The sequence below is a fragment of the Phenylobacterium sp. genome, from assembly GCF_035309685.1.
Lineage (GTDB): Bacteria > Pseudomonadota > Alphaproteobacteria > Caulobacterales > Caulobacteraceae > Phenylobacterium.
The window spans coordinates 21250-36874 of sequence record NZ_DATGEX010000009.1; the positions used below are offsets into that span (position 1 = coordinate 21250).

Genomic DNA, 15625 nt, shown 5'->3' on the forward strand with positions numbered 1-15625 from the left:
GCCGCCAGCTAGGACGACTTCGCGCGAGCCGCGGGGATGGGAGCGCGCGATGACCAAGGAAACCACCCTTCTGGGCCTGATGGGCTTCGGCATCTGGCTGTCGGGCGCCGTGGGCTTCCGCCTGGGCGGGACGCTGCTGTTCGAGAGCGGGCCGCTTGTGCTGGCGATCGTCGCGCTCGTCATGGCGGCCAGCGTCTGCCTGCTGCTGAAGGCCACTATGGATTGGCGCAAGGTCCCGGTCGCCCAGTCGGCCAGCGTCGCGCTGATCATGACGCTCGGCGGCCTGTTCGGCGACGTCGCCTATATCGCCGATTTCAGCCAGATCACCGGCCTGAGGCCCGCCACCGCCGGCCCGTTCGCCGCGGTGCTGATCTTCGCGACGGCGGCGCTCTATCTCTTCGCCCTGGTGCGCGCGGCGCGGGCCAAAGGCTAGGGTCCGACGATCCCCGCCGCCGGCATCGGCGGATCGCTCGGCCGCGCCTTACAGCCGAGCCAGGCGTAGTAGAGGATGTAGAGGTAGCAGGGCGCCATCAGGACGGCGAACACCGCCTGGAAGTCGTAGTGCTGCTTCAGCGCCGCGAAGGCCTGCGGGATGATCGCCCCGCCGGCGATGCCCATGACCAGTAGGGCCGAGCCGGTCTCCGTCGCCTTGCCGAGCCCGCGGATCGCCAGGGGGAAGATCGCCGGCCACATCATCGCATTGGCGAAGCCGAGCGAGGCCACGAAGCCCACCGAGATATAGCCCTTGGTCAGGAAGGCGCCGCCGACCAGCACCAGACCCAGCAGCGCCGAGGCGCGCAGGTAGGTGTCCTGCGAAACGATCCTGGGCGTGAACACCAGGCCGGCGATATAGCCCAGCAGCATGGCCGCCAGCGTAAAGGCGGTGAAGAACTTGGTCTGGTCGAGCGGCAGGCCGAACGCCCGGCCGTAGGCCCCGATGGCGTCGCCGGCCATCACCTCGACGCCGACGTAGACAAACAGGCAGACGACGCCGAGCCAGAGGTGCGGGTAGCTGAAAACGCTGCGCCCATCCGCCTCGCCCAAGGGTGTCGAGGACGCGTTGACCTCCGAGGCCTTCAGGTCCGGCAGGGGCGACCGGAGGATCCCCGCCGCGACCGCCAGCAGCAGCGCGGCCATCGCCAGGTAGGGCAGATGGATCTTGGCCGCGAAGCTGTCGAGCAGGGCCTCGCGGGCCGGGCCGCTGACCCCTTGCAGCCGATCCGCCAGATCGCCGATCCCGCGCAGCACCAGGGCGCCGATCACCAGCGGGGCTGCGATGCCGGCGGCCTTGTTGCAGATGCCCATCAACGCGATCCGCCGCGCCGCGCCCTCGATGGGCCCCAGGATGCTGACGTAGGGATTGATCGCGGTCTGCAGCAGCGCCAGGCCCCCGCCGATGGTGAAGAGGCCGGTGAGCGCGCCGGGATACCAGCGCCGCGTGGCGAACTCCCCGAACATCGCCGCGCCCACGGCCATCACCGTCAGGCTGAGCGAGAGCCCGCGCTTCAGGCCGGTCCTCCGCAGGATCATCGACGCCGGCAGGGCCAGCACGAAATAGGACAGGTAGAAGACCATCAGCACCAGGAACGAGTTCACCTCGTTCAGGTCGAAGGCCAGCCGCACGAAGGTGATCAGCGGCCCGTTCAGCCAGGTGAAGAAGCCGATGATGAAGAACAGGCCGCCGGCGATGGCGATCGACCGGGCCGGGCTGTCGGCCCGGCCCGCCGGCGCGGCGGCCACCGCGGTCACCTGCCGCCCTTCCCAGACGCGGCAGGCCCGTACTCCAGCCCGTTGAACACGAACTTGAAGGTCCCGTAGGACTGGCCGCGCATGGCGACCTCCGGACCCAGCAGGAAGACCTTGCCCTTGCCATAGCTGGCGTCGACCACGCCCACCGTCCCGTCCAGCGCCTTCTGCCCCCAGGCCCAGCCGGAGAGCAGCGGGTCGGCGCCCTGGAACCACGACACCGACTTGGCGTCGGCCGGCGCGGTGATCTTGAACACCGGGCTTGAATCGAAGAACACGTCGACGTGGTCGGCGAAGCCGAAGCCCAGCGGGTCCTTGTTGTCGACCTTGGCTTCGAGGATCGAACCCGGGATGTAGAACTTGGTCGACGGGATCGGCTCGGGCTTGCCGTCCTTGCCCGGCGCGACCAGGCCATTCTCGGTCAGCTTCAGATATTCGCCGAGCCGCGTGGAGCCGCCGACGGCGATGGCCGTGCCCCCGTTCTGGATGAAGGCCTGCACCTGCGGGAGCGTCTTCTCCTGGGTGATGTTGCCCAGCATCTTGCGGTACTTCTCCGGCACCTCGTCGGGCTTCGGCAGGCCGCGCCCGCCGCCGCCGCCACCGTAGCGGCCGTTGCCGCCCGGGATCGCGCCGTCGACGAACAGCAGCACATCGTACTTGGCGTTGAGATTGCCGGCGTCGAGCTCGGGCCCGTAGACCAGGCTGTAGGGGAACTCGAACTGCTCGACGACCCACTGCATCCAGCCCGAGGTGATCAGGCCGCCGTAGGTGTCGACGATGCCGATGCGCGGCGCCTTCAGCGCGATCTTCTCGCCCTTGGGCGCGGCGCTCATCGCATAGGCGTTGACGCCCAGGTCGGCGACGCCCTTGTCGACGATCGCCTTGGCCTTGCCGCTGGCCGGAACCCAGACCGCGCCGGGTGCGAAGGTCCTGCCGTCGGCGCTGACCTCGCTCTTCAGCCACGAGACCGGCACGCCGGCCTTCTGCAGCCGGTTGGTCAGCGTGAAGCTGTTGTTGACCCCGTGATCCAGCAGCCAGCCCGCGCCGCCCGTTCCCACCACCTTGCCGGGCGGCGGCGCCATGACGTCGTTGATCGGCTGGAAGGGGCCTGAGAAGCCCTCCAGGATGCGGTCGTACTTCACCCCCATCTGGTAGCTTAGGTTATAGCCGGTGATGTCATAGGGCTTGATCGGCGGGCCGCCCGGGAATTCGAAGTCCTGCGGGTGGTCCTGCGGCTCGAACATGTCGAGGATGTGCGGCCGGTAGGCCTGGTCGCAGAGCACCACATAGCTGCCGGCCGGATAGGTCTTGCCGGCCACCGTGAAGGGCGCCGTCGCCTTGTCGATGACGATGCCCGACTTGATGAGCGCGTTCAGGAACTTGACCGTGGTCGGCATGTCCGGCTGGTCGGGCGGCAGGATGTAGCCGCGCGGATCGCGCTCGTTCGGAGCGTGCAGCACGCTCTCGTAGAGCTTGGGATCGACCACCTGCGACTGGTCGCCGTTGCCGGCCAGGCCGTCGCCGCCCCGCGTGCGCGGCGGCGCGCCGCCCGCGGCCTTCGAGGCCTCGACCACCGCGTTCACCCGCTTGGGCGTCACCGTCCAGTTGTCGCGGGTCCCGCGGGTGATGGAGTTCTTGCCCATCAGATAGCGGTTGTAGAGCAGGTCTTCGCGGTTCTTCGACGCGTAGTCCATGACCGCGCGGTTCAGGCTCTTCACGTACTCGACCGTCTGGCGGAAGTGCCAGATCTGCGGCGCCACCGGATAGAGCTCGTCCTGGTTGGAGAGCTGCTTGGAGGGCACGAAGGGCAGCTGCATCGGGGTGGGCGAGCCGATGATCTCGGTCAGGATGCCGACCACGTTGTGGAAGTAGCCGGTGGTCCGCAGGCCCCCGTTGAACCAGGTCGAATAGGGCGCCGCCGAGCGCTCGCCCGAGCCCGGCTTGTCCTCCTGGATCAGGCGCGAGTGCATGGCCGCCGACACCCCGTCCAGCTCCGAGAGCACCAGCGGGTCGAAGTGGTAGTTCGACGGATTGCGGAATGGCGGCACGAAGACCACCTCGCCCAGCGGGCCGGTCTGGTGCTCGTTGTAGACGATCTGCGGGAACCAGTCCTTGAACATGGCCTTGTTGATGGCCGTCGTCTCCGGCTGGTTGGACATGTAGTATTCGCGGTTGTTGTCGTGCCCGACGTAGCGCTGGTAGATCACCGGCAGGTCGGCCAGCGAGCGAGCCTTCGGGTCGGCCTTGCGCATGTACCAGTCCGCGACCAGCTGCTGGCCGTCCGGGTTGGGCAGCACGAAGAGCGTGATGTCGTCGGCCAGGAAACGCAGCGTCTCCGGGTCGTTCTTCGACAGCATCTCATAGACGATCTGGATCTGGCTCTGGGCGCTCGACACCTCGCTGGCGTGCAGGCCGCCGTCGATCCACACCATGGCCTTGCCTTCGCGCGCCAGCGCATGCGCCTGCGCGTCATCCAGGCCCTTGGCCAGCGCCAGCCGCTTGTCGATGTCGACGTAGTGGTCGAGCTTCTTGAGGTTCTCGGGCGACGAGACGATCGCCATCCAGATCTCGCGGCCCTCCACGGACTTGCCCAGGCTGACCAGCTTCACCCGGTCGCTCTCGGTCGCCAGCTTCTTCCAGTAGGCGGTGGTCTGGTCGTAGTTGGCGAGGAAGTAGTCGTCCCCCGGCTCGGCGCCGTTGAAGGCCTCCTTCGGCGTGGTGATGTGTCCGCCTTGGGCGATAGCCGCGCCCTGCCAGACCAGAGCCAGCGCGACGCCGGCCAACAACGCTGATTTCATCGACAGTTCCCCGTGCCTGGGCCGCAACCACCGGGCCCAGTCTCGTCGCGCACGCTAGCCCGCGCGCGCGGCTTGTCGATGGCTAAGCTGAAACCTTTCGGCGTTCTGCGAGCGCGGCGCCTTGACTGTCGCCAGCGGAAGGCCGCCACTTTCGCGAAACGCGCCGACTCTTCCCTCAGATGAGGAGCGGTCTAGGGGGACGAACGCATGAAGCTGGGCGCGGTCGATTGGGGCGTCATCGCCCTCTACCTGATCTTCGTGCTCGGCATCGGGATCGTCTCCGCCCGGCGCGCCAAGAGCGGAAACGACTTCTTCCTGGCGGGGCGCGCGATCCCGGCCTGGGTCTGCGGGCTCGCCTTCATCTCGGCCAATCTGGGCGCCCAGGAGGTGATCGGCATGGGCGCGTCGGGCGCCAAGTACGGCATCTCGACGGCGCACTTCTATTGGATCGGCGCCATCCCGGCGATGGTGTTCATCGGCGTCTTCATGATGCCGTTCTACTACGGGTCGAAAGCCCGCTCGGCGCCCGAATACCTGCGCATGCGGTTCGACGAAAAGACCCGCGCCCTGAACGCGGTGACCTTCGCGCTGATGACGATCCTGAACTCCGGGATCTCGATGTATGCGCTGGCCAAGCTGATCCAGACGCTGCACGTCTTCGACGGCCCGTTCGCCGCGCTCGGCCTGCCGCAGGCCTGGATCTTCCACGGGGCGATCCTGACCGCCGCGGCCGTGGTGCTGGTCTACATCTACATGGGCGGGCTTAGGGGCGCGATCTACAACGAGGTCCTGCAGTTCTTCCTGATCGTCGCCGGCTTCGCGCCCTTGGTATGGCTCGGCCTGCGCCAGGTCGGCGGCTGGCACGGGCTGCAGACCACGCTGGGGCCCAGCTACACCCACGCCTGGGCCGGCATGGCGCACGCCACCACCAACAAGCTGGGCGTCGACTGGTTCGGGCTCTCGATGGGCCTCGGGTTCGTCCTCTCCTTTGGCTATTGGTGCACCGACTTCCTGGTCGTCCAGCGGGCCATGGCGGCCAACTCCATGTCGGCGGCCAGGCGCACCCCGCTGATCGCCGCCGGCGTGAAGATGTTCATCCCCTTCATCGTGATCCTGCCGGGCCTGATCGCCATCGCGCTCACCTCTGCCCCCGACCATCCGGGCAAGGCTTCAGTGCCCGCGGTGCGGGCCGGCGAGATCGTGCAGCACGACCCGGGCGTCATCCCGATCAAGATCGATTCCACCACCGGCAAGCCGATGCTCGACGCCCGTGGCGAACCGCAGCTCGACTACGACCTGGCGACGCCCAACCTGCTGCTGCGCTACTTCCCGATCGGCATGGTGGGCGTGGGCCTGACCGCGCTCCTGGCCAGCTTCATGTCGGGGATGGCCGGCGGCGTCACCGCCTTCAACACGGTGTTCACCTACGACATCTACCAGGCCTACATCCGGCGCGAGGCGCCCGACGCGCACTATCTGATGGTCGGCAGGCTCGCGACCCTGTTCGGCATCGCGGCCTCGGTGGCGGCGGCCTATCTCTGCAGCCAGTTCAACAACATCAACGACTTCCTGCAGCTGGTCATGGCCTTCGTGAACGCCCCGGTGTTCGCGACCTTCCTGCTGGGCATGTTCTGGAAGCGGACCACCGGCCACGGCGCCTTCATCGGCCTGGCGGCGGGCACCATCACCGCGGCGATCCATCACGGCCTGACGCTGCCGGTGAACGACATGGCGGGGCTGAAGGGCGGCTGGCTCGGCGTCACCCACACCTACGCCAGCGAGATGGCCCAGAACTTCTGGATCGCCATCTGGGCCTGGAGCGCCTGCTTCATCGTCACCATCGCCGTCAGCCTGGTGACCCGGCCCAAGCCGCAGGGCGAGCTCACCGGCCTGGTCTATTCCCTCACCCCCAAGATCGTCCGCGAGAACGGGCCCTGGTACATGCGCCCGGTGCTGCTGGGGGTGATCATGCTGACCCTCACCGTCATCCTCAACCTGATCTTCCGCTAGGAGCCGCAAGCCATGCTCTTCGACGTGCGCCTGCCCATCGGGCTCCTGTTCCTGGCCATCGGCCTGCTGGTCGGCGGCTACGGCGTCCTTGGCCCCGCCACGCTGTCGGCCGGGGTCAACATCGACCTGATCTGGGGTGGCGTGATGGCGGCCTTCGGCGCGCTCATGCTGGTCCTCGCGGCGCTCGCCAAACGCGGCCGGCTCGACCCGCCACCGGAAGACCAAACCTAAGGGAGATGGACATGCTCGACCGGCGCGCAGTGACGGCTGGCCTGATCGGCCTCGGCGCGCTGCCGGGGCGCGCCACGGCGGCCCAGGGCGTCGTCGAGGGTGAGCCGACCTGGAGCGAGTCGGCGATGGTGCTCTACTTCGATCCCGACGCGCGCAACGGCCTCTCCTTGCGCATCTCGCGCTATCCGGAGCGCGGCAAGACCTGGGTGTGGCTGCACCTCCTGGCCGACGGCGTGCTCTACACCTTCACCGACAGCCAGGTTCCCAGCTCGGCGGACAAGATCACCGCCGAACTTCCCAGCGCCACCTATCCATCGCCTGGCCTCAAGGCCTCGATCTCCCGCGTCGGGACCTCCGGCGATCTCAAGGCCATGTCGTTCCGCGCCGAGCTCGGGGCCCACAGGGGAACCAGCGGGACGGACGGACCGGGCGCCGCGCTGGTCAGCGTCGAAGGCGTCTTCCATCCGGGTCAGTTGCTGGCCGGCTCGCCCAAGGGCCGCTTCGAACACACCGGCCGGGTGGAGGCCACGCTTCGGGCCGCCGGCAAGACAATCCATGTCGGCGGCGTCGGCAAGGCGCACGAGCAGACCCAGACCAACCCACGGTTCACCGCCCCCTTCACCTACGCCATGCTGTGGAGCGCCGACTCCGGAATGATCGGCCTGTTGAGCCCTGGGCGCGGCTATGGCGACCTCGACCTCGGCGGTCAGGACACCCCGATGGAGAGGTTCCGTATCGAGCCCTGGTCGCCCAAGCGCCGCTTCGCCGCCCTGTTGAAAGACGGCCGTAGCGTCGAGGGATCGGCGGAGACCGTGGTCAGCTATCAGGTGCCGATCTTCGGGCGTCAGTGGAGTGGCAACGTGGTCCGCGCGCAGGTCGCCGGCCATCCGATGGTCGGCATGATCAACGACTGGAAGCCGAAGGAGCAGCCCTACGGGCTCAGCTGAGCTCGCCCTCCTTGCCCGCCGCACTCCACCGCGCCTCGTCCAGGCCAAGCGCGATCTGGCCGGCGAGCGCGCGCAGCGGACCCAGATACTTCCTGACCGCCTCGGCCTCGCTCATCACCGACTGGTAGTAGAACATGACGATCGCGCCGAGCGGGCGGTCCGGGACCCCGGCCTCCAGCACCGGGACGGCGATGCTGCGGGTCGGATCGGCCGGCGGGCGCACAATGGCCGCATAGCCGTCGCCCCGGACCTTCTCGACCATCGCGGCGATGCGCTTGGGCCCGCCGACGCTGGCGACCTGCTCGGGGTAGGCCGTGCGCACCAGCTTGAGGATGGTCCGCCGCTCGCCGGCCGAGCAGAAGGCGAAATAGGCCTGGCCGATGGCGCTGCGCAGCATGCCGACGCGGCGGTTCAGGAACACCTCCTCGCGGGCGAAGGGGCTGATGTCGCGGGTGGTGGCGCGGACCAGCATGCTGTCGCGCTCGCTGGTGGCCAGCGACACCTGCCATTTGTGTTTGCGGGTGAAGGCCTCCAGCGCCGGCCGCGCGATGTCCACCAGCACGTCGCGGCGCCGCACGCCGGCCGAGAGCAACAGCACGCTGTCGGTCAGCGAATAGCCGTCGCGCCGCGAGACCCGCACCACATAGCCCGCCGCGATCAGGGTCTCCAGCAGCCGGATCAGCGTCGACTTCGGCAGGCCGGTCCGGCCGTGCAGCACCTCCAGCGACGTCACCCGGTGCTGGTTCAGCGCCTCGATGACGGTCAGCACGCGCAGGGCGGACTGGACGGTGGCGTCTGCGGCCATGGCGCTCGGTTCCGCAATTCCGGGAGACGGAATTAGACCCGGCCTTGGCGTCGCTTCCAGAGGAAATAGGCCGCGGTGAGCAGCAGCACCCACGGGATGCCGACGATCCAGGAGACATTGAAGTCCGGGCTCAGGCCCATGGTCGCCAGGATCGCGCCGATCAGGATCAGCCCCACGATCTGCAGGACCGGGAAGAACGGCATCCGCACCGGCAAGGTCTCCGGCCGATGCCGGCGGCGAAAGGCCAGGTGGCTGAGCAGGATCACGATCCAGACGAACAGCGCTCCGAACAGCGCGATCCCGAACAGGTAGTTGTAGGCGAGCGGCGTCAGGCGCGAGACCATGGCGCAGGCCAGGATCACGCCGCCGGAGAACAGCACCGCCGGCGCCGGCGCGCCCGCCTTGTTCAACACGCCGAACTGCCTGGGCGCATAGTTCCCGCGCGCCAGCGAGAACAGCATCCGGCCGGTCAGGTAGGTGTTGGCGTTCATGCTGGAGAGCGCCGCGGTCAGCACCACGAAGTTCATGATCGCCGCGGCGTAGGGCACGTGGGTGTATTCGAAAACCTTCACGAAGGGGCTCTCGGACACGACCTTCGCGCCGACCTCCGTCCAGGGGACGAAGCTCACCACGATGGTCAGGCCGACCAGGTAGAACAGCCCCAGGCGCGCGGTCATCGATCTGAGCGCCGCCGGAATCGCGGTCTTCGGGTCGGGCGTCTCGGCGGCGGTCACCGCGATCAGCTCGACCCCGATGAAGGAGAAGATGCCCATCATCGTCCCCATCCAGATCCCCTTCAGCCCGTGCGGGGCGAAGCCGCCCGGCAGGCCGGTCAGGTTGTGGAAGCCCACCGCCGGCTGCGCCACGCCCAGGATCGCCGCCCCGCCCAGGATGATGAACAGGATGATGGCGGTGACCTTGATCAGCGCGAACCAGTATTCGACGGTCCCGAAGTTCTTCACCGAGCGGGAGTTCAGGAAGATGATCCCCACGGCGAATCCCAGCGACCAGATCCACACCGGCACGCCCGGCAGCCAGAAACCCATGTAGGTCCCGGCCGCCACGGCCTCGCCGCCGATGGCGACCACCTGGCAGGCCCAGTAGGTGTAGCGCACGGCGTAGCCGGCCCAGGGATTGAGATAGGTCTCGGCATAGACCCCGAAGGAGCCCGCGGCCGGATGCATCACCGCCATCTCCGACAGGCTGAAGACCATGATCACCGCGATGAAGGCGGCGATGGCGTAGCTCACGACCACGGCGGGGCCGGCATAGCCGATGGCGATGCCCGAGCCCATGAACAGGCCGGTGCCGATGGCGCCGCCCAGGCCCATCATGGTGATCTGCGCGCGCGTCAGGCCCTTGCTCAGCCCGGCCTCGCGCTCGATGATCGCGTCTTCGTCGGTCACGCCGCCCCTCACCGGAATCCCAGCCCCATGAACGCAGGTTCGCCGCGCCGCACAAGGCGCCCCGTTTGACCGCTCAACCGGACTGGACAGCCTTCCGCGCGCTGTTCCCGACGCTCAAGCACAAGACCTACCTGGCCAGCGGCTCCTACGGCCTCTTGGCGGCGCCGGTGGAGGCCGCCTTCCGGCGCTACCTCGACGACCGGCTGGCGAAGGGCGTCGACTGGGGCGGATGGGGCGAGCGGCAGGAGGCGGTGCGGGGCGCCGTCGCCGGCCTCCTGAACGCCCAGGCGGACGAGATCGCCGTCACCACCTCGGCCTCGGCCGGGATCAACAGCCTGGCGAGCGCGCTCAGCTTCGAGGGCCCGCGCAACAAGGTGGTGGTCTCCAACCTGGAATTCCCCACCGGCGCCCAGATCTGGCACGCCCAGGCTTCGCGTGGGGCCGTGGTCACACACGTCCCCGAGGCCGCCGACGGGACCGTGCCGCTCGAGCATTTCGACCGGCTGATCGACGAGCGGACCAAGCTCGTCCAGGTCACCCACGTCTGCTACCGCAACGGCGCGCGGATCGACGTGGAGGGCGTGGTGAAGCTCGCCCACGCCCGCGGCGCGCTGGTCTTGCTGGACGCCTTCCAGTCGGCCGGCGCGGTGGACATCGATGTCGCCGCGCTCGGCGTCGACTTCGCGGTCGGCGGGATGCTGAAGTACCTGCTGGGGACGGCGGGCGTCGGCTACCTCTACGTCGCCAAACGCCACATCGAAGCGCTCACCCCCACGGTCAGCGGCTGGTTCGCCCAGGCCGACATCGGCGCCATGGACATCTTCGCCAACACGCCGTCCTCCACCGCGCGCCGCTTCGAGACCGGCACGCCGCCGGTGCCCAACTGCTACGCCGCCGAGGCCGGGATCGGGCTGATCCGCGCATGGGGCGTCCCGGCCATCGAGGCCCGCATCCGCGAGCTCACCGGAACCGCCATGGACCGCCTGGCCGCCGCCGGCTGCACGCTCGCCACCCCGCGCGACGACGCCCGGCGCGGGCCGCAGGTGGCGGTTCGGTCCAAGGACGCCGCGGCCATGACCGAGCGGTTGGCCGAACACGGCGTGGTCGTTTCGTGGCGCGAGGACAAGGTCCGCGCCATGTTCCATGCCTACAACGACGGCAGCGACATCGACGCCCTGGTCGAAGGCCTCACGGCCAACCGGGACCTGCTGGCGTAGCGCGCGGTTACCGGCCAAGGTGGCGCCCATTCGGTCGGCGGATTTCGGGGGATTTCGAGATGAAGAAACTGGCGCTTCTGGCGGCCTGCGCCCTGTTTGCGGTGACGGGGTCGCTGGCCCTGCCGCGCATGGCGCTCGCCGAAACCTGGGCCATCGAGCACGTCACCCTGATCGACGGAACCGGCCACGCGCCCCAGGCCGACATGACCGTCACGGTCGACGGCGACAGGATCGCGAGCGTCGGCCCCAGCGCCCTTGCGAAATCCAAAGGCAAGGTCATCGACGGCCACGGCAAATACCTGATGCCCGGCCTGATGGACGTGCACATCCACCTGCACGGCGGCGTCGACAACAGGACCGACACCAACGAGAGCCGCACCGCCGCACTCGCCAGCTACATCTATTCCGGCGTCACCACGGTCTATGACGCCGGCAATCAGGTCGACAACATCCTGCCGCTGCGCGCCGCCGAGCGGGCCGGCAAGATTCTCAGCCCACGCATCTTCTGCACCGGCAATCTGATCACCTATCCGGGCAGCCACGGCAGCGGCATGGCGGTCAACGTCTCCGACTTCGAGAAGGACAAGGACAAGCTCGACCGCCAGATCGCCGAGCAGCAGCCCGACATCATCAAGCTCACCCTGGAGGAAGAGGGCTGGGGCGCGCGGCCGATGATCACCCTGATGCCCGAACAGCTGCTCAGGGACGTGATCCGCTACTACAATCTGCACGGCATCCGCACGACCATCCACGTCTCCTCGGAGCTGCGCGCGGAAGAGGCGATCTTCGCCGGCACCGACAGCCTCGCTCACCCGGTGATCCAGGGCCCGGTCAGCGATAGCTTCGTCAAGCTGATGGGGGCCAAGAAGACGCCCTTCGCCAGCACGCTCACCATCGGCGAGAACTACAGCCGGCTCGCCGAACACCCGGAATATCTCGACCAGCCGCTCTACGCGGCGAGCTTCAGCCCCGCCGACCGCGCGACGCTGAAGACCAAGGTCCGCGCCGAATACCAGGCCCGCATGTGGACCGCCTGGATGAAGCTGATGACGCCGGTGGCCGAAGAGAACATCCGCAAGGTCTGGGCGGCCGGCGGCGTGGTGGCGGCCGGCACCGACCAGTCCAGCGGGCCCGCCCTGCAGCGCGAGCTGGAGCTGCTGGTCGCGGCCGGCATCAAGCCCTTCGACGTGCTGACCATCGCCACCCACAACGGCGCGGTGCTGCTGGGCAAGGCCGATACCCTGGGCTCCGTCGAGCCCGGCAAGCTCGCGGACCTGTTGCTGCTCAACGCCGACCCGACCGCCAGCATCGAGAACGTCAAGAACATCGCCTTCGTCATGAAGGCCGGCCAGATCATCGACGAGTCCAAGCTGCCGCTGGCCGGCGGCCCGCAGAAGCGGCGGTTCACACCCTAGAACGGAGTCCCCTTCCCCTCGATGGGGAAGGGTCGGGGATGGGGTGTGTGCAGCGAGATGAGGCGTGAGGCTGCGCCGGGCGAAGGCGCCGTTCCGCGCCATCGACACCACCTCAACAATCACACCCCAACCCAACCCTTCCCCATCGAGGGGAAGGGCTAAGAGGCCGATGCCCCGGCCGGCAGCATCACTTCCAGCAGCTGGAGATCGTCCGACGCGTCGCTGAGCCCCCAGGTCTCGCCGGCCGGGATGACGAAGGCGTCGGTGGGGCCAAGCGCGTGGGCGCCCTGGCAGTCCAGCGTGGCTGAGCCCTCCAGCACGAAGCCGAAAAAGAACTCGCCGTCGTGCGGTTGAGCGCTGAAGCCCCGCGCCCCGGCGGGCCGGATCGCGCGCACGTCGGCGAGGCCGCCGGTGGCAGCGGCCATCCCCGTTTCGCGCGCCTCGAAGCCCGGCACGCCGTGCGGCGTCCAGGGCGTCTCGGCGGCGACCGCGTGCAGGAACCGCTGGCCGCCGAAGTCACGATCGCGCGCGAGCGTCGCGGTCGGCAGCGCCATCTCGTGGTCGGCCAGGGTCTCGTGCAGGGCCGGGCAGCCGATCTCCATCACCTCGAAGGCGTCGGAGCTTTCCTGCACCCGGTGGCGGATGCGCGGCGGCTGCAGCACGCAGTCGCCCGCCTTGAACAGGAACGGCTCGCCCTGATCCTCGTAGACCAGCCGCACCCAGCCGCGCCGGCAGACCAGCATCTGGAAACGGATTTTGTGAAAGTGGACCCAATCGGCGACCGGCCCGCCGGTCGGGATGGAGATGTGCGAGGCGATGAAACGGCCGCCGAGCCGTCCCGGGATCAGGTCGCGGTAGAGCATGCCGGCCCGCCCCGCGCCGCCCGCCGGACCCTCGCCCGCCCGGGTGACGATGAACTGGGGCTGCAGCGGCGGGACCTCCAGTGGCGGGTCGGGATCGACGAACTCGATGCGCGTGCCGTTGGGCGCGGTCAGCGGCTCGCCGGCGCCCGCCATCCGGATCACCCCGGGATCGCCCCCGGGCGCCAGGCGCAGGCGCAGGCCATGGCCGGACAGGGTCGCCACCTTGGGATCGTCGGCCGGGAAGATCGTCTCGATGCGGAAGCCCAGGCGCCCCACGAAGACCTCCAGCGCGGGCGCAAGGTCTTCACAGCCGATCTGGACCTCGGCGAGCAAGCTGTCGGGGGCGGAAGCGTTCACGCCGCCATCTTCGGGTTGCGCGGCCAGTTTGCAAGCCGCCCCGTTTTCGAGGTCGCGGCGAAACCGCGTTCATGGAACATCTATCGGCACGATTAATGTCAGTATATAGAACTCGCCGACGGATGGTCGGAGGCGGTCATGAAGCTGTGGACCTGGCTGGGCGCGCTCGTGCTCGTCGTGCTGGCGGCGCTCGGCCTCGCCTATTCGAACCGCGCGACGATCCTGGCCATGGTCGCCCATTCGCGCCTGCCGCACGTCGAGCCGAACCACGCGGTGACGTGGGATGAGGGCCCATCGGCCCCACCGCCGGGGCGGCGCCGGCCGAACGTCGTCTTCATCCTGGCCGACGACATGGGCTTCAACGACATCACCTTCAACGGCGGCGGCGTGGCGCGGGGCGCCGTGCCGACGCCCAACATCGATTCCATCGGCCGCGACGGAGTCGACTTCACCAACGGCTACTGCGGCAACGCCACCTGCGCGCCCAGCCGCGCGGCGATCATGACCGGCCGCTATCCCACCCGCTTCGGCTTTGAGTTCACGCCAGCGCCCGTGGCCTTCGAGAAGATGGTCGGCACCGAGGCGGAGCCCGGCGCCATCGTGAAGCCGAAGTTCTTCAAGGACCGCCTGGCCCAGATGCCGCCCGGCTCGACGTCGGCCTCGCCGTCAGCGGTCAACATGCTGGCCGTGCCCGCCAGCGAGATCACCATCGCCGAGGTCCTGAAGACCCAGGGCTACCACACCCTGCATTTCGGCAAGTGGCACCTGGGCGGCGTCAAGGGCTCGCGGCCCGAGGATCAGGGTTTCGACGAAAGCCTGGGCTTCATCCCAGGCGCCTCGATGTATCTGCCCGAGCACGACCCGGGCGTCGAGAACTCCAAGCAGCCGTGGGACCCGATCGACAAGTTCCTGTGGCCCAACCTGCCCTACGCCGTGCAGTTCAACGGCAGCCCCATGTTCGCGCCCAAGGGCTACATGACCGACTACCTCACCGACGAGGCGGTCCGGTCGATCCACGCCAACAAGAACCGCCCCTTCTTCATGTACTTCGCGCCCAACGCCATCCACACGCCGCTGCAGGCCACCAAGGCCGACTACGATGCGCTGCCTGGGATCAAGGACCACCGCCTGCGGGTCTATGGCGCGATGGTCCGCAACCTCGACCGCAACGTCGGGCGGATCCTGAAAGAGCTGAAGGACGACGGCCTGGATAAGGACACGCTCGTCATCTTCACCAGCGACAACGGCGGCGCCGGCTACATCGGCCTGCCGGAGATCAACCAGCCCTACCGCGGCTGGAAGTCGACCTTCTTCGAGGGCGGCATCCACGCGCCCTTCTTCATGCGCTGGCCGGGGCAGATCCAGGCGGGTTCGCGGTTCAACTATCCGGTCGGCCACGTGGACATCTTCGCCACCGCCGCCGGCGCGGCCGGCGCGCAGGTCCCCAAGGACCGGGTGATCGACGGCGTCGACCTGATGCCCTTCCTCCAGGGCAAGCAGACCGGCCGTCCGCACCAGACGCTGTTCTGGCGCTCGGGCCAGTACAAGGTCGTCCTCGATGGCGACTGGAAGCTGCAGTCCAGCGAGGCGCAGAAGAAGGTCTGGCTCTACGACCTGGCGACCGACCCGACCGAGCGCCACGAACTCTCCGCCGCCCAGCCGCAGCGGACCAAGGCTATGCTGGCCCTGCTCGCCGCCCAGGACCGCCAGGACGTCAAACCCATGTGGCCGTCGCTGCTGCAGGGGCCGGTCTTCATCGACCACCCGAGCGGCGTTCGTCAGCGCAAGGGCGAGGAATATATCGAGTGGGACAACTGAGCGGAGCGATCC

The 15625-nt window shown here is 68.4% G+C and carries 12 protein-coding genes; 7 read left to right on the plus strand and 5 right to left on the minus strand.

What is annotated here, in order from left to right:
• The first annotated feature begins 49 nt into the window (after positions 1 to 49).
• A complete protein-coding gene (locus tag VKQ35_RS02135) occupies positions 50 to 433 on the plus strand; it encodes a DUF5367 family protein (RefSeq protein ID WP_324358400.1) in 384 nt (127 codons plus the stop codon).
• On the opposite strand, the gene VKQ35_RS02140 is transcribed toward VKQ35_RS02135, so the two are convergent.
• Positions 430 to 1749, minus strand: coding sequence for a sugar MFS transporter (locus tag VKQ35_RS02140; protein WP_324358401.1), 1320 nt, complete (start codon positions 1747 to 1749; stop codon positions 430 to 432). The genes VKQ35_RS02135 and VKQ35_RS02140 overlap by 4 nt on opposite strands.
• Positions 1746 to 4544, minus strand: coding sequence for a M14 metallopeptidase family protein (locus VKQ35_RS02145; protein WP_324358402.1), 2799 nt, complete (start codon positions 4542 to 4544; stop codon positions 1746 to 1748). The genes VKQ35_RS02140 and VKQ35_RS02145 overlap by 4 nt, the downstream gene beginning before the upstream one ends.
• Before the next feature lie 207 nt (positions 4545 to 4751).
• Here VKQ35_RS02145 and VKQ35_RS02150 point away from each other — a divergent pair, with 207 nt between their 5' ends.
• The 3 genes from VKQ35_RS02150 to VKQ35_RS02160 are packed head-to-tail and all read left to right on the plus strand — an operon-like array spanning position 4752 to position 7732.
• Positions 4752 to 6554, plus strand: coding sequence for a sodium:solute symporter family protein (locus VKQ35_RS02150; protein WP_324358403.1), 1803 nt, complete (start codon positions 4752 to 4754; stop codon positions 6552 to 6554).
• A gap of 12 nt (positions 6555 to 6566) precedes the next feature.
• Positions 6567 to 6785: a hypothetical protein gene (locus VKQ35_RS02155; protein ID WP_324358404.1), complete on the plus strand. Its 219-nt coding sequence runs from the start codon at positions 6567 to 6569 to the stop codon at positions 6783 to 6785.
• A gap of 11 nt (positions 6786 to 6796) precedes the next feature.
• Positions 6797 to 7732 (plus strand): hypothetical protein, encoded by a 936-nt coding sequence (locus VKQ35_RS02160; protein WP_324358405.1) that lies wholly within the window; start codon positions 6797 to 6799, stop codon positions 7730 to 7732.
• Here VKQ35_RS02160 and VKQ35_RS02165 read toward each other — a convergent pair.
• On the minus strand, positions 7725 to 8537 hold the full coding sequence (locus VKQ35_RS02165; RefSeq protein WP_324358406.1) for a helix-turn-helix domain-containing protein: 813 nt from the start codon (positions 8535 to 8537) through the stop codon (positions 7725 to 7727). The genes VKQ35_RS02160 and VKQ35_RS02165 overlap by 8 nt on opposite strands.
• A 32-nt stretch (positions 8538 to 8569) precedes the next feature.
• Positions 8570 to 9943: an amino acid permease gene (locus tag VKQ35_RS02170; protein ID WP_324358407.1), complete on the minus strand. Its 1374-nt coding sequence runs from the start codon at positions 9941 to 9943 to the stop codon at positions 8570 to 8572.
• A gap of 65 nt (positions 9944 to 10008) precedes the next feature.
• On the opposite strand from VKQ35_RS02170, the gene VKQ35_RS02175 reads away from it, so the two are divergent.
• The gene (locus tag VKQ35_RS02175; RefSeq protein WP_324358408.1) at positions 10009 to 11160 is read left to right on the plus strand and encodes an aminotransferase class V-fold PLP-dependent enzyme; all 1152 of its coding nucleotides are present in this window, start codon (positions 10009 to 10011) and stop codon (positions 11158 to 11160) included.
• A gap of 59 nt (positions 11161 to 11219) precedes the next feature.
• Positions 11220 to 12575, plus strand: a complete 1356-nt coding sequence (locus VKQ35_RS02180; RefSeq protein WP_324358409.1) for an amidohydrolase family protein — start codon at positions 11220 to 11222, stop codon at positions 12573 to 12575.
• A 158-nt stretch (positions 12576 to 12733) separates the two neighbouring features.
• Here the strand turns inward: VKQ35_RS02180 and VKQ35_RS02185 are convergent, their stop codons facing one another.
• Entirely contained in the window at positions 12734 to 13795 is a 1062-nt protein-coding gene (locus VKQ35_RS02185) for a hypothetical protein (RefSeq protein ID WP_324358410.1), read from the minus strand.
• A 138-nt stretch (positions 13796 to 13933) separates the two neighbouring features.
• Here VKQ35_RS02185 and VKQ35_RS02190 point away from each other — a divergent pair, with 138 nt between their 5' ends.
• A complete protein-coding gene (locus VKQ35_RS02190) occupies positions 13934 to 15613 on the plus strand; it encodes a sulfatase-like hydrolase/transferase (protein WP_324358411.1) in 1680 nt (559 codons plus the stop codon).
• The last annotated feature ends 12 nt before the right edge of the window (positions 15614 to 15625 follow it).